The 17,298-nt window shown below is 43.4% G+C and carries 16 protein-coding genes; 4 read left to right on the forward strand and 12 right to left on the reverse strand.

Annotated features, from left to right (window positions below):
- Positions 1–1,038, reverse strand: coding sequence for an ROK family transcriptional regulator (locus tag NSS82_RS19740; protein WP_076272703.1), 1,038 nt, complete (start codon positions 1,036–1,038; stop codon positions 1–3).
- Between the two features lie 229 nt (positions 1,039–1,267).
- Positions 1,268–3,379, reverse strand: a complete 2,112-nt coding sequence (locus NSS82_RS19745; RefSeq protein WP_076098944.1) for a glycoside hydrolase family 52 protein — start codon at positions 3,377–3,379, stop codon at positions 1,268–1,270.
- Between the two features lie 173 nt (positions 3,380–3,552).
- Between NSS82_RS19745 and NSS82_RS19750 the strand changes: the two genes are divergently transcribed.
- Complete coding sequence (locus NSS82_RS19750) at positions 3,553–4,467, forward strand: helix-turn-helix domain-containing protein (RefSeq protein ID WP_038571818.1); 915 nt, start codon at positions 3,553–3,555, stop codon at positions 4,465–4,467.
- Positions 4,468–4,543: 76 nt separating this feature from the next.
- Here NSS82_RS19750 and NSS82_RS19755 read toward each other — a convergent pair whose 3' ends face one another.
- From NSS82_RS19755 to NSS82_RS19775, 5 genes are all read right to left on the reverse strand, one after another.
- Positions 4,544–5,380, reverse strand: a complete 837-nt coding sequence (locus NSS82_RS19755) for a carbohydrate ABC transporter permease (protein ID WP_170914270.1) — start codon at positions 5,378–5,380, stop codon at positions 4,544–4,546.
- 1 nt (position 5,381) lies between these two features.
- Complete coding sequence (locus NSS82_RS19760; protein WP_076098942.1) at positions 5,382–6,320, reverse strand: carbohydrate ABC transporter permease; 939 nt, start codon at positions 6,318–6,320, stop codon at positions 5,382–5,384.
- Between the two features lie 83 nt (positions 6,321–6,403).
- Positions 6,404–7,753, reverse strand: a complete 1,350-nt coding sequence (locus NSS82_RS19765; RefSeq protein WP_076190970.1) for an ABC transporter substrate-binding protein — start codon at positions 7,751–7,753, stop codon at positions 6,404–6,406.
- A 203-nt stretch (positions 7,754–7,956) separates the two neighbouring features.
- Positions 7,957–9,738, reverse strand: a complete 1,782-nt coding sequence (locus NSS82_RS19770; RefSeq protein ID WP_076272704.1) for a cache domain-containing sensor histidine kinase — start codon at positions 9,736–9,738, stop codon at positions 7,957–7,959.
- A gap of 32 nt (positions 9,739–9,770) precedes the next feature.
- Entirely contained in the window at positions 9,771–11,372 is a 1,602-nt protein-coding gene (locus tag NSS82_RS19775; protein ID WP_076098939.1) for a response regulator, read from the reverse strand.
- Positions 11,373–11,696: 324 nt separating this feature from the next.
- Between NSS82_RS19775 and NSS82_RS19780 the strand changes: the two genes are divergently transcribed.
- The 3 genes from NSS82_RS19780 to NSS82_RS19790 all read left to right on the forward strand — a co-directional run bounded on the left by NSS82_RS19780 (position 11,697) and on the right by NSS82_RS19790 (position 14,385).
- The gene (locus NSS82_RS19780) at positions 11,697–12,179 is read left to right on the forward strand and encodes a MarR family transcriptional regulator (protein ID WP_076272705.1); all 483 of its coding nucleotides are present in this window, start codon (positions 11,697–11,699) and stop codon (positions 12,177–12,179) included.
- 156 nt (positions 12,180–12,335) lie between these two features.
- Complete coding sequence (locus NSS82_RS19785) at positions 12,336–13,571, forward strand: MFS transporter (RefSeq protein ID WP_076272706.1); 1,236 nt, start codon at positions 12,336–12,338, stop codon at positions 13,569–13,571.
- A gap of 61 nt (positions 13,572–13,632) precedes the next feature.
- Positions 13,633–14,385, forward strand: coding sequence for a YdcF family protein (locus NSS82_RS19790; RefSeq protein WP_076272707.1), 753 nt, complete (start codon positions 13,633–13,635; stop codon positions 14,383–14,385).
- On the opposite strand, the gene ybaK is transcribed toward NSS82_RS19790, so the two are convergent.
- From ybaK to NSS82_RS19815, 5 genes are all read right to left on the reverse strand, one after another.
- Entirely contained in the window at positions 14,374–14,847 is a 474-nt protein-coding gene (gene ybaK, locus NSS82_RS19795) for a Cys-tRNA(Pro) deacylase (protein ID WP_076272708.1), read from the reverse strand. The genes NSS82_RS19790 and ybaK overlap by 12 nt on opposite strands.
- Positions 14,848–14,947: 100 nt before the next feature.
- Positions 14,948–15,199: a YolD-like family protein gene (locus NSS82_RS19800; RefSeq protein ID WP_036688306.1), complete on the reverse strand. Its 252-nt coding sequence runs from the start codon at positions 15,197–15,199 to the stop codon at positions 14,948–14,950.
- Positions 15,200–15,284: 85 nt separating this feature from the next.
- Positions 15,285–16,103 carry an SPL family radical SAM protein gene (locus NSS82_RS19805; protein WP_076146483.1) on the reverse strand — a complete coding sequence of 273 codons (819 nt, stop codon included), beginning with the start codon at positions 16,101–16,103 and terminating at the stop codon, positions 15,285–15,287.
- A complete protein-coding gene (locus tag NSS82_RS19810) occupies positions 16,100–16,633 on the reverse strand; it encodes a methylated-DNA--[protein]-cysteine S-methyltransferase (RefSeq protein WP_036688312.1) in 534 nt (177 codons plus the stop codon). Before NSS82_RS19810 ends, NSS82_RS19805 begins: the two co-directional genes overlap by 4 nt.
- The gene (locus tag NSS82_RS19815) at positions 16,623–17,243 is read right to left on the reverse strand and encodes a bifunctional transcriptional activator/DNA repair enzyme AdaA (RefSeq protein WP_076272709.1); all 621 of its coding nucleotides are present in this window, start codon (positions 17,241–17,243) and stop codon (positions 16,623–16,625) included. Before NSS82_RS19815 ends, NSS82_RS19810 begins: the two co-directional genes overlap by 11 nt.
- Positions 17,244–17,298: the final 55 nt, after the last annotated feature.

Raw genomic sequence — 17,298 nt, forward strand, 5'->3', positions numbered from 1 at the left:
TTAATTGTTCTCATCTATTTGTTGTGAAACTAATAATCCTAATCCAAGACTTTGTAATCCATTCAGATAATCACGCTTCAAGTTACTCACCGCTAACGCAGGAAGATGCTCCTTCGGAACGTATGTGGCACTTCGCTCAGCGATTTGATTAAGCATAGCTGGAGCTAATTCATCCTCACAAAAAATAATATAATGCGGATTCAAAATAGAAGTCATAGTAGCCACTAATCGACTAATCGCATCCACGCTTTGATTCGATTGCATATTTGATCCACCAGGATCTCCAGTTAATGCCTCTATGAAATTTCTATTGTCATACTGGGGCAAGAATTGAACTTCCCCTGAAAAAAACGTCTTTCCTCGCACAATTTCACCATTGACCGCGATCCCAGCTCCCGGACCATTTTTCCCTAAATACAGATACATTAGAGAAGTATTCTCTTTCAAATTTCGTTGCGTCATATAGCCGATTACAGCCGCATTCATATCATTTTCCACGATTGTCGGAATGGATAGTTGATCTTCTATGTGTTTTCTCAAATCTAAATTCTGATATTTCTCATAACCCGGAATCAGAAAAATCTGCCCATGATTCACCGCACCTGGAACTCCAATAGCCACAGAATGGATTTTAGGATTGTCCTTTTTTTCATCTTCAATAAGCGTGACCAGTTTACTAACATCTTCCTCAAGAATACTGGGCAAACTCCCTTCTTTGATTACCTCACCAATGCAATTATAGATGGTATAATTCGTTTCATTTTTTTCCAAAAAAATAGCCATGCCTAACCGATAATTAGGATTGTAGGCATATCTTATTGCCCTTCTTCCACCACTTGACTCATCCAGACCGCTGACCGTTATTTCCCCTGCCTCTTCCATCTGCATTAGAAATTTACTTATCGTTGGGAAACTGTATTGCAATTTATGGCTTAACTCTGCCTTCGTTGCTTTTCCTAGTTCTAATAATGCTGTTCGAATATTTCGGATAATTTCAGATTTCATTTGCAGTGAAGGAAGTCGTTTCTCACTCGCCATGGCTCTCCCACCCTCCCACCTATAGTCATACTGACTTATTAAACGCATTTAATAAGTCAGTATGACTATAGCAGCAATTAGATCTATCGACAAGTTAATTCTTGAATGAAGACCCTTCAGTAGGGGGTAGATTGAATCAAGGAGGGAGCGTCGACACAGCAAAAAAGAGGGGTAGCCCCCTCTTAGTATTTTTGCATATTCCGTTTCTACTTATTGAAACTATCTACTCTTATTTCTCATCTAACCACAAAATCGCTGTAACGCCACGCGGATAATATTTACTGCCCGTGATCTCACCGGAAATAATCTGATCGCTCCAGCTCCAAATCGACAACTCCGGATGGGTAAGCCAAGCTACGTGAGCACGATCCGCTGCCGCTCCCCGTTCCTCCCATTCCAATCCCAGAATGCTGCGGGCGATGAACTGGGAGAGATAGATTTTGCTGAGCCAGCTATTGTTGCTAGTTGAGGAGATTTTCCAGCCTCCGTCTTCGAATAAGCATACTCCCGGCTGTAACACCGCATGCAGATGCTTGTCGAGTGCGCCAATATAGGCGGCGAACCGTCCATTACGATCAAGAGCTTCTTTGCAGCCTGTAAAGTAAGGGAACACAAGGCCTTCGATAGCCGGAATGATCTTAGAGTCATTGCCTTCTCCAATGACAGCCGGAATATACCCGTCTGCTGTAACACTTGCCACCATTGTTGCGGCGCATTTTTCAGCCTGATCACCTGCTGTTTTGGACTGTTCCGCACGCCCATGCTCTGCAAATATTTTCTCCATAGCCAAGTAAGCAGCCCAGCATTTTCCTGCCAGATAAATATTGTTACGAGCCTGACCTAAAGACACATCCAGACTGTCATACGTAGTAATTTCTGCTCCGCCCATCGTACGTGAGCTATCAAGCCCCATGACACCATTTCTTTGTTCAGGATCTGGATGATCGCGATTTACCATGCTATCCAGGCATTTCTCCATAATACTGAGATTACGTTCCATCCAGCTCCGGTCGCCTGTATGCTCTACATAAGTTGCTGCACTCAGCACCCAGTTAACCAATTGTTCATGTGTCATATGTGAGAAACAACCATCAATGCCATAGACCTCATAAGCAGAATATCCCGGACGTGAAACTACGTTGGCTACACCCATATCATGTGTGAAGCTAATTCCACCTGGATACTCTGTATCATCACCCGGGAAACGCACCGTATCTTCGTAGCTGAATCTTTCCACGAACATATCCAGTTCATTACGTACAGTCCAAGGATTCAAACGCAGCTCATAAAATAACTGATCGACGGTAAGATCGAAGGTATTCATCATCCGGTATTCGCCTTCGTTGACGATCCAAAATGGCTTATTCTTGTAGTCCAGCAATTGCGTGGAGCCATAATAACTACGAATCGCATGCGCTAACATAAAGGTTTGATCTGCGGATAGGTCATCATGAGTAAATCTATCGTTAGCTTGCTCCGCTTCTTGCTTAAGGATATCAAATCTAGCTAATGCATATGCAGCCACTGCCTCTATATTGTTGAAAAAATGATTATAATAATAGGAAGCATCAATTCCTGAGGTGACATAACCTGAACGGTGAAAACAGATAGCAAAGCGGTAAGTTTCTTTTACTCTGGCTGGAACATCCATGATCAAAGCACCGACTCGTCCCAGCCCAAAGGTCCAATTCTCCTGCAGCTCCTCCGTTAGAATATCCTCCATTGTGAAGTGCAGTGCGGACTTTGCAGTTCCTTTTTCCGCAGCAATTGCAATAAATCTTCCTTGGCCAACGCCAGTAATCTCCGATGATACATCATCCAGTCTTCTCATTCCGCTATACACATCTGTTCCCTGAAAACCAAAGAATGCACGGCGCGAGGTTGCGGATGAGGTGTTGTCCACTTCGAGTTCAACCAGCACTGCAGGCAGCAGTACATCCTTCATTTCTTCTATAGAGGCAGTTTCTGGATCGGGTACAGAACGAACGGGGGACAGAATCCGGAAGGTCAAATCACCCGCACTCCAGCTGTCTGTGGCTACATGAAAATCTCTGGAAATCTCACGCTCTTGAAAAGGGAACAGAATATTCTCCTTGTCAGGATTAGGATCCGGATTCTCGATATCATAGCGTTTGCTCTCGTCCTCTCCTCCGATCTCATGAAATGGCAGTGTGTCATATCCCTTCCCATCAGCACGTTCTAATCCTATGAATATATTTTGTCTAGGTGGTTTTCCAATCTCCAGATCGAAACCTCCACTAGCTCCTTTGAATCCTAAAGTGAAACTCGCAAATGCACCGATCGGTGAATGATGGGCATTAAAAAATTGATTATGCGACATTAATAATAACACTCCTTCCAGCATGGTCCCGGATACTACCGGGCTATATCTCCATGTTATCGATCTTTCCGGAAGTGCAACAGGGTTAAAGCCTTCTATTATTTGGGCAAATCAAACATCAACAAAAACCTATGTTATAATGAAGCCAAACTTTACAGTAAAAGAGGATTGAAATGATCTCGAATGATCCCGCTTTTCATAATTCTATTGATGGCCAGATGGCTCCAGACATTCAAGCGGCTTTCCATATCTTCGCCGCGCATTGGAGAAAAGTAAATCCGGATTGGCAATATCCCGTACACACTCATCCCATGTTTGAGATTAACGTTGTACTGCAGGGTGAGCAACATATGACGGTCGGCAATAAATCTTTTATCCAGCAAAGCGGTGATATTTTATTCATTCGTCCCGGTGTAGAACATAGCAGCCTCGGTTCGAATGCTAGTCGTGACATGACTTATTACTGCCTGCATTTTGATATTGATGATCTGATTTTACGGCGAGCATTATTAACAGCAGACGCTGTTAGTCTAAGTGGGAATACCCCGGAGCTGCGAGCCATTCGTTCCGCTCTAGATGTGATCATTAATTCTTCCATTCTGTCAGAGTCAAAGGACACACACAGAAATCGTCTGATTACATTGCATGCTTCGCTGCAACTTCTAACCGCGCTCAGCGGCTGGGTACTTTCGGAAATGCCCCTTCTGACAGATACAGAGGCTACGGAAAATACCGTCGCTCTAGCTAACGCGATCGAAGGACTGCTGCAAGAATCTGTCTCCACCGCTGCAAGCACAGGCGAAAGAGGCGGCGGTATTGAGCACATTGCGGCAAAGCTTGGATACAGTACAACTCACTGCAATCGTGTTTTCCACCAAATTTATGGCATGTCGCCAAGACAATATTTATCCCGCTTGATCATTCGTCACGCCAAACTGCTGCTAATGGATAATAACCTATCTGTCGAATCGGTCGCCCACCGGCTGGGGTACCGGGATGTGTCCCATTTCAGCAAGCAATTCAAACGCTGGACAGGTCTCCCGCCAATGGGCTACCGCCGTTTAACCGCGAATCCAAATACGCTTTAGTGATTGTTTCGCTTACAAAAAAAGGGATGTACCCCGCAGCCCACTAAGTGGTTACAGGATATATCCCTTTTATGAATTAACCCTTCGTTGCACCAGACGCAATCCCCTTAACAAAATACTTCTGCAAGGCGATAAACACAATCAGCACAGGTACAACCGACATTGCTGTTCCTGCAAAAATCATATCCCAACGTGAGGAGAATTCTCCGATATAACGGTAAATTTCCACGACCATAGTTTTAGCCTGTCCTGAAGGCAATACCAGCATCGGCATCAGGAAATCATTCCAGATTCCAAGTCCGTTTAAGACCACCATACTGGCTGTGACGGGTCCTAGCAGCGGGAAAACAATTTTCCAGAATATCGCATAACGAGAACATCCGTCGATCTCCGCCGCTTCTTCAATTTCTCTAGGAATGCCTTTGACAAAGCTTGTATACAGCAGGCATCCAAAGCCCACCGCACCGGCTACATAAATTAGAATTGGACCGGCAAGGCTGCCGTATAACCCCAGCATTCTAAGCTCTTTAAACAGAGGAATCATATACGCCTGAAAAGGGATCATCATTCCTGCTAAAAAGTAAACGAACATGAACCGAGTCCATCTGGCATTTCTGCGTTCAATTGCGTAGCCCGCCATCGGAATAATCAAGACCTGTGCCGCAATAGAAACTGCTGTCAAAATCAGACTATTCAGAATAGCCCGTGGAAACTCTGTTTCGGTTAACAGATATTTAAAGCTGTCCAGATAAAGGGTTTTCGGAAAAGCGATTGCATCCTTCATAATCTCTGCATTACTCTTGAAGGCTGACATTAAATTAAAGAAAATAGGAAAGAAAAAGATAATAGCCACTAATAATGTAACAATGAAAAGTGCGATTTGCCCAACTCTTTTGCGTGTCTGCATCGTCATCTTAGAGCTGCACCTCCCGCTTCTGGAGAACCTTCACTTGGAAGACTGTAATGATGAGTATGATTAAGAACAAGACCATCGCCAGTGCAGTACCAAAACCTTGTCTTAATTCACCAAACCCGACTTTATAAATAATATAAGTTAATGTCTCCGTCTCAAAGCCCGGACCACCATCGGTCATGACGGCAATCTGATCAAAAATCTTCAAGGCGCTGATCATCGATAATACCATACATACAGTCATTGACCCCGCAAGCAGCGGAAAGGTAATATGCCGGAACTGTTGCCAGCCCCCTGCCCCATCAATACTGGCCGCCTCATTTAATTCCTGCGGAATGCCTTGCAATCCAGCGAGGTAAATGATCATATAATAACCCGCGCCTTTCCAAACGGTAGACAAAATAATCGACAGCATCGCATATTTAGGATTGCCCAACCAATCCACAATCCAGCTTCCGAGTCCAACAGACTCCAGGATCTGATTAAATACACCAAAGTTGTAATTCAGGATCATCGCCCAGACGAAACCCATTACGATCCCACTAAGCAACGTAGGGAAATAAAATACACTTCTGAATAAATTCCGGAACCAGCGTACCTTATCGACCATCATAGCCATTGCAATTGCTGCAATATTCTCTAGAACAACAAGTGAAATGGTCATGATCATCGTATTTTTCAGTGCGTTATGCACCCTTGGACTATTCCAAATTTCCACAAAGTTAGCGAAGCCGATATACCTTACGTTGTCGCTAATGCCATCCCATGAGGTGAAGCTTAAATAGACACTCCCAACCGTTGGGACGATAACGAACAAGGTGTACAAAATAAATGATGGTAATATGAACAGCAGAGCGTAGGACTGCCATTTTTTCTTTTTCTTTTTCTGCTGCTCAGTGCCTATCAATGACTTGTCAGCATTTACTGCGGATGTAGCCATGGCTACTCTCCCTCCCTTAAAGACCGCGCTTGTTAAAAAGAGAACCTCTGCAGCAGCAGAGGTTGCTCGATCAGGCGCTGCTCTTACATCTGATTAGCTTTCACTTGGTTGTCATACTCTGTATCCGCATCTTTCATGTACTTCGCTACATCTCCATCTTTTACCACGAGATCCTGCAACAGTTTGTAGTACCAGTTACGGAACTGTGGAGGGATTAGATTGTCTCCCCACCAGTTATTGATCGCCAAGGATTTCACTACATTCGGGTCAGCAATAAGATCCAAAGCCACCTGCATTTGTTCACTTGTGTCATAGGTTACTTTCTCTTTTGTTGAAGGAATCGCATTTATGGTTGCTAAATAGTTCGAATACTGTTCTGGGGCGAAGAAGAAACGGATAAAGTCTTTGATGGCTTCTGTTTTGTCTGCATCCTTAGCGGCTTCAGCCGATAAAGACCAGCCTGCAGGTGACGGAAGACCTATGACATTGATTTTCCCTTCACGGTCAGGAAGAGCATAGAAGCCAAATTCAAAGTTCGGGTCCGCTTCAGCGATTTGTGTAAACATCCACGTACCGGAGTACAATTGTGCTGCTTTGCCAGAAACAAGAATCGAAGCGGTCTGATTGTCGCCCGTGCTGAGCCAACCTTTATCTACATAATTCTTGAACAATTCTTTGAAGTCCGTTATGCCTTGAACTACATTAGCATCTGTGAAGCTGACCGTTTTAGCGGTACGTTTGGAATTCCAATCTGCATCTTTCGAGTAGACCTCATCAATCAGGAATTTGTTAACCCAGAAACCCATATGGAAAATATCTTTTCCGCCTACTACAATCGGAGTAATGCCCGATGTTTTCAATTTTTCTTGGATGGCGATGAATTCGTCATAGGTTTTTGGAAGCTCGGTGATCCCTGCATCCGCATATGCTTTTTTGCTGTAGATAATCCCTTGGGGAGCGTTCACTTGCAGCGGTGCGTTCCACACCTTACCATCCACTTGTGGTGGGGCTTCGAACAAATCTAGCAGATCGGAAGGCAGCTCTACAATCTTACCCGCATCGGCAAAAACTTCTGTATCACGCATTTCCACCAGGTCCGGGAATTCACCCACAGCATCCTTTGTTTTAAGCCAATCAAGATAGGCAGCGGATGAAGTTTCGCTCAAATCTTTAATAGTGACATTCGGATTAGCTGCTGTAAACTTTTTGACCGTATCTGAGATTGCTTTTTTGGTGGCCGGATCTCCGGAGGCGTAACCTATCGTAAAGCTAACCTCTTTTTTGGTCTCTTGCGGTGTATTTGAAGGCGTCTCGGATGCTGGCGTATTAGTTGCCTTACTTCCTGCATTATTATTATTTCCACCGCAAGCAGTCAAAACTGTTGTTGTGGCGAGTAACAATACGGATAGTTTCATCATTGTTTTTTTGTACATATCATAATAGCCTCCCCTTTTAGTGAACCGTGGAAACTGAAGCAAGATGTGCGCATCATCTCTCGAAAGCGTTTCCGTTGCTAATAGAATAGCATTCCTTATAAATAGTTAGAATGAACTTTTTTAAGCGGGATATGCGGTGAATTTAAGAAGTAAGTAAAAAAAGAACGAAAGACCGCAGTCTTCCGTTCATCGTCCATCCTTTACGCATTCTCCGAATCCGAGATTTTATACGGATCCTCTACAATCGGAAGCAACAATAGAATCGATGTCCCAATATGCTCCCGGCTGCTGATGGATAATCCGTATTCTGCACCGTACACTGTACGAATTCGTTCATGTACATTTTTTAGTCCAACATTTTTGCTAGGCGAACTAGGCTCTTCCAAGGTTTCAGTCAACTGCTGTACCTTTTCCTTGCTCATACCGATTCCATCATCATAGATCGTAACCAACAACATTTCATCTTTCTTTTCGATCGTCAATCCAACTGTCCCTCTGCCTTGACTGCGCAAGCCATGCTGGATAGCATTTTCAACTATCGGCTGAAGTGACAATTTCAGAATGTACCAGTTCAGATCCACTTCGGGTGAGAGATCGACTACAAGCTCAAATTTATTCTCATACCGCACAGAGATAATATAGAAATAATCCCGTAGATGCTCCAGCTCCTGTCGTATGCTTACCCTATCCTCTCCATAGTCGATTACATATTTCAACTGGTTAGAAAGCGATAAAATCATATCCGCGACCTCATCATTATCTTTATCCACCGCATTCATTCGAATGACTTCCAGAGTATTGTATAAATAATGCGGACGAATCTGGCTTTTCAGAGCATTTAACTCCGTTTGTTTCTGCTTGATCTGGGCAACGTAAGCTTCATCGATATAGGCTTGTAAACGCTCGACCATTCGGTTAAAACCATGGCTAAGTCTACCCATTTCATCATTGCTGTTCACGACCATCTGGGTATCCAAATTACCGGATTCTACGATAGCCATTTGCTTAATTAAGTTCCGAATCGGAGCAGCCAGCCGCCTTGAGAACCAGACGCCCATGATGATCATTGCAATCGCACAAATAAACATCGCTATAAACACCGTCGTACGGGCTGAAAAAAGCTGATCGAATAAATTCGCCCGATGAATTCTGGCAGTCACCGTGCCTTTAAGAAAAGGAATCTCTTCACTGAGAACGATCATCTCCTCGTCCTTTTTAGCCCGAAAAGATTCTCCATTCGCTGACCTTGTCTCATTCGTGAAATATACATTTCCGTCGCCATCCAGCAGAAATAATTCATCCTGTCCCCCCAGATTTAATTCTCTGAAGAACTGATTAAATAACGAAACATCCACGTCCATAAACAAGGTCCCTACTATCTTGGGATCTTTGGTGACACGCCCAGAAATATCAATTAAAGTACGGCCGATGGTGAACACACTGCGCTTTGAACCTGTATAATATTCTTCTGAATGAGTAGGGAAAATTGCCACTTGTGAAGGATTTGGAGCCATTTTAGTTAACCACTCTTGATAAGGCAGCAAATCAAAATTGACCCCTCTGTTTTCTTTTTCCTGATAGTAGAGCTTATCGTCTGACTCCCTATGAAAATAAACACTGGTGATGTAGGAATCACTGTAGAGAACTGTTTTTAGAAAGGTTTCAATAGGAATCGTATTAATCTGCTCCAGCTCATTTACATTATAGGTTTGATTCTGCGAATAACTCTCGATAAAACCTTCATATCGTCCCGTATACATCAGCTTAGAGACCTCATTGTACTGATTAAAGGCAGAATTCAGGTTATAGCTCATGTATAGCACCATTTGCTGCAAATTGCTTGTTGTGTAACGCTCGACATATCCGGAAAACGTCTGCACAGAAATGTAGCTAAGTGCAAAAAGCGGAATTAGGCCGACTAATAAAAAGGAAGCGGAGAATTTAACAAATATACTTTTGGATCTTCGGCCCCAGATAAACATGAATGAAGGCATCCCCTTTGCTATCCATCTGACTATTGGCTTTTGAAGGATTGCTTATATTCTTGTGGCAGCTTGCCATATTTCTTCTTAAACATATCGCTAAAATGCCGGGCATTGTTGTAGCCTACACTATCGGCAATCTCATAAACCATCATATCGCTTTGCAGCAATAAACGAAGGGCATGATTCATCCTCACCTCAGTGACATAATTCTTAAAGTTCTGTCCGGTATGTTTTTTGAAAAAGCTGCTGAAATAATAGGAATTCATAAACATCATCCCTGCCATAGATTCCAGTGTAATATTTTCTGGATAATGCTCCTCAATATAAGCCTTCACCTGGGAAAGCTGCTTCAGTTCCTTATTGCCCATGCGACTGGCAATTTGCCCAGACATTTTGCTCAAAAGCACACGGAAATCTTCCTCCACCTCTTGAAAGGTAGAATAATTAGCCAATCGTTCAAGAATCGGATTTGTATCCTGAAGTGAGGGCCCTGCCTCCACACCAAATTGAATAAGCTCCTGTTCAAGCTGCAAAAATGTATTGTATACGGTAGAAACGGCTTGGTTTCTATTTCCGTCTGCCATCTGCCGGATCGTCTGAAATAATCGCAGGCACTCCTGCTCAATTTGTTCTTTATGTTGTGATTTCATGGCAATCCCAAGGGCGGACTGGATTTCATGCAGCGGAGTTTGAATCAATGATTCACTCTCATACCTGCTCTCTTTAACAGAAATCACACGATTAGGCCCTGTAAAATATTTATAATTTAGCGCTTTCAAAGCTTGACGATAAGATTCATCAGCATCATCCATACCGTCAACAGGATTGCCTACTCCAAGGGTCACCTTTAATTTCAGAAAACTTGTGATTTTGTCATGGAGATCTAAGGCAATTCCCGCTGGTTCCTCAGCATGCTCATGCTGGAGCAGGATACAAAAACGTTCCCCTTTACGGAACATATAACTATTATCGCTTTGCTCCACGGTTTCTTTAATAATGTTAGACAGTGCAAAATCAATCAGCTTACGTTCGCGTTCTTCCCATCTGGAAGGCTGCCCCGACGATTCGTCCGTCTCTACCAAACAAATACTGACGTAGCGACTTAGCGCAATAATCCCCATATCAAGCAAGGTGTCTGCTGTCCCCTTATTGCCGTCCGTCAGCTTGTCGAGCAATTCTTCGATCGTTAATCTGCGGTTTCTCTGTTCATAATGGTTTAGCTTCTCTTTGTTGCGCTCGCCTTCTGTTTCTTGACGAATAAGGGAAACGGCTTTGCTCACAACCTGTTCCAGCTGGTTTTTGTTCACGGGCTTCACCAAATAATCCAGCGCACCATATTGCAGTGCTTGACGGGCATACGTAAACTCTTGATAAGCGCTTATAAAAATAACCTTCACCGCTCTGCCAGCTTCATGAATCTCGCGGATGATATCAATCCCTGTATATCCTGGCATGCTTATATCACTAATAATCAGATCAGGATCACAATCCTCGATCTGTTGTTTCAGCTCTATTCCATCACTGGCCTCTCCAACAATGGTCAGTCCAAGCTTCTCCCATGAAATCAGTTTTTTTAGGCCTCGCAAAATCACCGGTTCATCATCTGCGAGCAGTACCCGGATACTCTTCATTATGCAGTCCTCCTACCTTCGAGAAATCATCCCACAGCTGTCCAATCATCTTAATCTTATGATAACAGACAAACAATCTTTGGTGCAGCTTCAAGCGGATGAACTTTCTTAAGAAGAAACCGCAGTTTCTTAAGATTAATTTATTTAAGCTTAAAAAGGTGGCGGGCGTAACTGCGGGGAATGTTTGGACTTCCGCCGTTACTGCTCACCTGTTATTTTTATCTAAAGTTCAATAAAACAAACTATCCTCTACTTTAATATTGTTGAAATAGAAACAAAAAATCAATATAATTTGTTAATGTAAGAGCGCTGGGAGGACAGGCCATGAATAAAGAAGAACAGGTCATGATGGGTTTCAGGGACGTATATAACAAGATGGTTTGGCTTAATAAGGATAAGATGGAAGACAGTCTTAAGGGTTATAAACCTTCTGAAGTACATTGCATCGAATACATTGAAAAAAATGCAGATTCCAACGTCACAAAACTTGCAGAGTCCTTTTATATGACTCGCGGTGCCATAAGTAAATTAACTAAGAAGCTCATCCAAAAGGGCCTCATCGAAAGCTACCAAAAATCGGATAACAAAAAAGAAATCTATTTTAGGCTTACTGAGCAAGGGAAAGTAATTTATAACGTCCATGAGGACTTGCACAAAGAGTTCCAAGAGCGGGATAAAGCCGTATTTGAGCAGGTAACTGAGGAGCAATATGAAAGTATGCTTAGCTTCGTAGAAAAGTATAGTAGACATTTGGATGCAGAAATAAAGAAACAGGGTATAGATTTTAATCCGAATAAATTCGAATAATGAAAATGAAACTCCATGCAGCCGGGCTCTTATGAGTAAGGCTGCATTTTTATGTTCAATATTTTGTTGACACGGAAACAAAGCCGTGATAAAAATGGTGATGTACCAAATTTGTTTCCAAGGAATCAAAACATCAACTTTTGAGGAGAGAATTTAATGTTCAAATTCAGATCACATAATGAACAGAACACAGAACAAACCGTAGATAAACACGCTCTAATCTTCGGTTTGATCTCTGTGTTTCTGTGCGGAATAGGCTTCAGTATCATCATGCCCGTTGTCCCATTTTTAGTGCAGCCTTATATAAGCAATCCGGGAGAACAGGCTATAGTTGTCACGCTGCTAACCTCTGTTTATGCAGTCTGCGTATTTTTTGCAGCCCCTGCACTTGGAGCTTTGAGCGACAAATATGGGCGTCGTCCATTACTTTTGGTATGCCTTTTGGGTTCTGCAATTGGATACTTAGTTTTTGGGATAGGAGGAGCGTTATGGGTTCTCTTTGTTGGACGCATAATAGAAGGTATAACCGGCGGAAGCATAGGTACTATCTTCGCCTATTTTGCTGACATCATTCCTCCAGAACAGAGAACCAAATACTTTGGCTGGGTGAGTGCGGTTGTAGGTGTAGGCACCGTCATTGGTCCAACGCTAGGCGGATTACTTGCCAAGTTTGGTTATTCTGTACCTATGTATTTTGGAGCAATAATAACTTTATTGAATGTTCTTTACGGATTCTTTTTTATGCCTGAGAGCCTTGACAAGAACAATAGACTGAAAGAAATTACCTTGGTAAGACTGAATCCATTTACACAGCTTGCAAGCATATTGTCCATAAAAAACTTAAAAAGGCTACTGGTCTCAGCATTCTTACTTTGGATACCGAACGGATCTTTACAGGCTGTTTTTTCACAATTCACAATGGATACTTTCAGCTGGAAGCCTGCACTAATCGGACTGATGTTTTCAATTATGGGCTTCCAAGACATCCTTTCACAGGGTTTCATCATGCCTAAGCTTTTGCTGAAACTTAGGGATAAACAGATCGCAATTCTTGGAATGGTTTCGGAGATTATAGGCTACAGTCTTATTGCACTATCTGCTTTGTTCTCATACTATCCGCTTTTTATCGCTGGAATGTTTATATTTGGTTTTGGGGATTCGATCTTTGGGCCTTCATTCAATGGGATGCTTTCCAAAACTGTCGATTCTAGTGAACAAGGGAGGATTCAAGGAGGTAGCCAATCTATTCAGGCTTTAGCCAGAATGATTGGGCCTGTCATTGGCGGTCAAATATATGTATCACTTGGCCATGCTGCACCCGCTTTTATGGGGATGATCCTGATAGCTGCGGCAATATCCGTTTTGTATAAGGATACGCATGTAAATATGTAATCTTGCAATCTCATGTTACAATACAACCTGAACTTATATTTTCAGAAGGCGGTTGATACTGTTGATTTACATCATCAAATTTGTATACAGCTTTGTGCTTCCTCCCGGCCTGTTTATCGTGCTTTTGCTAGGTTTAGTCATTTGGTTATGGAAAAAAAACTGCCGTCCAGCACTAGTTCTACTCGGGGTTACACTATTAATGTATTTCTCCATGACACCCTTAGTCAGCGTTGCGCTGATCGGCAGTCTAGAACGGAAATATCCGCAGCCGGATACTTTGCAAGGAGATGTCATCGTCGTACTCGGCGGGGGCGCCAGCTCTGGCACACCGGATATAGATGGCGAGGGCAATTTATACGGATCAGCAGCAAATCGCCTGCTTACTGCTGTTCGCCTCCATCGGCAGACAGGTCTGCCAATCTTATTTTCTGGCGGACAAGTATTCTCCGACAGTGGTAATGAAGCGGATATCGCGCAAAGACAACTACTGGGTCTCGGCATACCCGAAGAGGATATCCTGATCGAGAATCAATCCCTCAACACGGAGCAAAACGCTGTAAATACCGCAGCCATCCTGCAACAAACCGGACTTAAAAAACCTATACTAGTTACTTCAGGTTTTCATATGTCCCGAGCGATGTTGCACTTTAAGAATGCGGGGCTAACAGCGCAAGCCTATCCTACGGATTATATCGCCAGCGCTGATATTGCACTGCAGCCCGCCAAGTTCAGTCCCTCCCCAGGAGCGATCTCCACAACAGGGTTAGCATTGAAGGAATATTTAGGCCAGCTTGCTGCTCGGCTATTTGATTAGTTCTGTAAACTTCGCATGCACAACCTCAGCGAGTAACTGTGGGGATACGTCCATTTGCTGGCCAATCTTCCCAGCGCTGACAGCCATCGTGTCCAGCCCTTCTGCACTGCTGTCAATGAACGTGGGGTACAGCTTTTTCATTCCAACAGGTGAACAACCACCGCGGATATAGCCTGTCCATTTCTGCAGATCCTTCACTGGCAGCATCTCAATTTTTTTCTCTCCGGCGGCTTTGGCCGCCTTTTTGAGATCCAGCTCTTCGGCAACCGGGATTACAAATACATAAAGATTCGCACCGCTATGAGCGACCAACGTTTTAAAAACCGTCTCTGCCGCCTTTCCAATCTTCTCAGCCACAGCCGTGCCATGGATGAGTCCATCTTCATTGTCATAAGCGAACACTTTATAGCCGATTTTTTTGGCATCCAGCATTCGCATTGCGTTGGTTTTGGTTACTTGCATTGTTGACCTACCTTTCAATATCCTCTATTCCTTAACTTTATGATCAAAGAGGCCCCAAAGCTAATATAGCTTTCAGGACCTCCTGTTGCTGCCGTGCCCATTAATCTCTGGGATAATTAACCTGCATGATATCCATAAAAGGAACTTTTATGATTTCTTCATGGTTACTGAGGTGTACTTTCCCGGTTCGCGAATCCATTTCCACGATCATGCCGCGTACCTCTTCTTCTTTTCCCCATACGGTCAATAAAATCTCAGAACCTTCTTGCTTAGCTTCAACTAACTGATTACCTAACTCCTCAAGCACAAATTCATCTCTTGTGGGCCGCTTGGCCACCTTTGCTTTTGCCACACTAATCCTCCAATAAGCTATTACGGATATTAAGTATATTAAATACTAAGTATGAATGCTCTCATTTATTATACCATGTTTCAGATTAAGGCTCGAACCCCTTCTGGCTCAAGAATAGCTCCTCTTCGGAAAAAACTTGCTGAAGTCCTTCATACACTCTGCGATAGGCTGCAGGATCATACCAATCTTCCAGTTGCAGCTCTTCATATAGGGAATAAATCCCTAATCTCCGTGTGCGTTTGCCGCCGCTGCCGTCGCCCATAAAATAGTCATCCACACAGACTCTATCCACCAAAGCCCTTAAGGTCGCTGGAAAAGCTGGACTGCTTGGCAGTACTGGCGCTATAGTAGCTTGAACAGGGATGCCAGCTTCACGCAGAAGCTGTAACGTCTTCAGTCTTGCCGCAATGGGTGGAGCGCTTGGTGTGAATTTTTGCCGAATATCTTCACGGTCTGTTTCTACAGTTATACTTACTCGAACCTTATCCTCTAAACGTAATAATAAATCTATATCTCTGCGAACCAGCGGACTACGGGTCTGCACGAATAGGAAATCGGGCGGGTCTTGTACCATAACCTCCAGTAAAGATCTCGTCACCTGTTCCTTGTGCTCTACCGGTTGATAGGGATCTGTACTTGACGACATAAAAATAGAGACGGGGCCTTTCGCCTTCGCTTTGTGCAGTTCTTTTTGTAAAATCACAGCCGCTTCTTGTTTAACATCTACCCACGTCCCCCACTCCTCTTTGCGGAACAGCGAGACAGGCATCTGGCGTACATAACAATAGGAACAGCCATAAGTGCAGCCCGTATATGGATTTAAGGAATGACTGTAGCCTGACAGATAACCTGTTCCTTTATTCAGCAAGGTTTTTGGGGAGGTGTAATTGGACTCTATTTTCATATATCTGCTGTATACTCTCCTCTCTCCAATTGAAGTAGCTTGGTCTTCATATCCAAACCACCCCGGTATCCTGTTAATGTCCCATTCTTACCAATAACCCGGTGGCAGGGCACCGTAATCAGAATCGGATTCGCACCAATGGCAGTCCCTACCGCGCGCACCGCAGCTGGTTTTTGTATATGTGTGGCAATATCCGAATAGGACCAGGTTTGCCCATATGGAATTTCACATAACGCCTTCCATACCGCAAGCTGAAAAGGAGTACCCTGATAATCAAAAGGAATGCCGAAGCTCTGCCGGTTCCCTTGCAAATATTCACTAAGCTCCCTCACATAAGGCGCCATCTTCTCATCGTCCTGCACCAGTTCACTCCCCGGAAAACGACGTCTAACCCATTCACTTAATTCCTCAAAGGGTTGCTGCTGCGAACCCACATAACTTAACCCCTTCTCTGTGGCAGCAATATAAAAACTCCAGTCCTTATCGGTTAATAATGTCCAGTATAGAATAGCATTTGTTTTATTCTCCATGATTCGGTCCCTCCAAAATAAAATCAGAAGCCAACGTTACTTTCTGTTTGTTAAGCTGACGAAACTGTGTAGGCGTATACCCCGTTTTTTTCTTATATAAAGTAATAAAATATGACGTATTGGGCAGACCCACGCGTAATGCAATCTCAGCAACTGCCTGCTCTGTAGTAAGCAAATACTCAGATGCCTTAGCGATTCTCCTTTGCTGTATATAATCCACAGGAGTGATTCCCTTTACTTTCTTAAAGGTTCGATGTAAATGATAAGGACTGCCATGACATACCTCAGCTAACGTTTCAAGGGTGAGGGGGGCCATATAATTATGATCAATGTATTCAGTCATCAAAGCTACCCATTCCTTATCAGGAAGACGCTCACCTGTCGGTTTACATCTTTTACAAGGACGAAATCCGGCTGCCAGTGCTTGTTCAGCATTCTGAAAAATACACGCATTCTCCCGATTGGGTGCTTTGGATTTGCAGGAGGGTCGACAAAAAATTCCTGTAGTCTTCACCGCATAAAAAAATATGTCGTTATAAGCAACATCGTTTTGCAAAATAGCCTGCCATTGCTCCTCAGTCATTTGTTCCTCATCTTCAATCCTGTTCATCGCCTTCACCTCTAATGCAATTATACCCCTGAGCAGGCTCATCTGTACTCAATTT

It is taken from the genome of Paenibacillus sp. FSL H7-0735 (assembly GCF_038008505.1).
GTDB lineage: Bacteria > Bacillota > Bacilli > Paenibacillales > Paenibacillaceae > Paenibacillus_AQ > Paenibacillus_AQ odorifer.

Bases quoted from the DNA above. Each gene is read 5' to 3' on its own strand.
- NSS82_RS19740 (WP_076272703.1), bottom strand. From the start codon at position 1,038: ATGGCGAGTGAGAAACGACTTCCTTCACTGCAAATGAAATCTGAAATT.
- NSS82_RS19745 (WP_076098944.1), bottom strand. From the start codon at position 3,379: ATGTCGCATAATCAATTTTTTAATGCCCATCATTCACCGATCGGTGCA.
- NSS82_RS19750 (WP_038571818.1), top strand. From the start codon at position 3,553: ATGATCTCGAATGATCCCGCTTTTCATAATTCTATTGATGGCCAGATG.
- NSS82_RS19755 (WP_170914270.1), bottom strand. From the start codon at position 5,380: ATGACGATGCAGACACGCAAAAGAGTTGGGCAAATCGCACTTTTCATT.
- NSS82_RS19760 (WP_076098942.1), bottom strand. From the start codon at position 6,320: ATGGCTACATCCGCAGTAAATGCTGACAAGTCATTGATAGGCACTGAG.
- NSS82_RS19765 (WP_076190970.1), bottom strand. From the start codon at position 7,753: ATGTACAAAAAAACAATGATGAAACTATCCGTATTGTTACTCGCCACA.
- NSS82_RS19770 (WP_076272704.1), bottom strand. From the start codon at position 9,738: ATGTTTATCTGGGGCCGAAGATCCAAAAGTATATTTGTTAAATTCTCC.
- NSS82_RS19775 (WP_076098939.1), bottom strand. From the start codon at position 11,372: ATGAAGAGTATCCGGGTACTGCTCGCAGATGATGAACCGGTGATTTTG.
- NSS82_RS19780 (WP_076272705.1), top strand. From the start codon at position 11,697: ATGAATAAAGAAGAACAGGTCATGATGGGTTTCAGGGACGTATATAAC.
- NSS82_RS19785 (WP_076272706.1), top strand. From the start codon at position 12,336: ATGTTCAAATTCAGATCACATAATGAACAGAACACAGAACAAACCGTA.
- ybaK (WP_076272708.1), bottom strand. From the start codon at position 14,847: ATGCAAGTAACCAAAACCAACGCAATGCGAATGCTGGATGCCAAAAAA.
- NSS82_RS19805 (WP_076146483.1), bottom strand. From the start codon at position 16,103: ATGAAAATAGAGTCCAATTACACCTCCCCAAAAACCTTGCTGAATAAA.
- NSS82_RS19810 (WP_036688312.1), bottom strand. From the start codon at position 16,633: ATGGAGAATAAAACAAATGCTATTCTATACTGGACATTATTAACCGAT.
- NSS82_RS19815 (WP_076272709.1), bottom strand. From the start codon at position 17,243: ATGAACAGGATTGAAGATGAGGAACAAATGACTGAGGAGCAATGGCAG.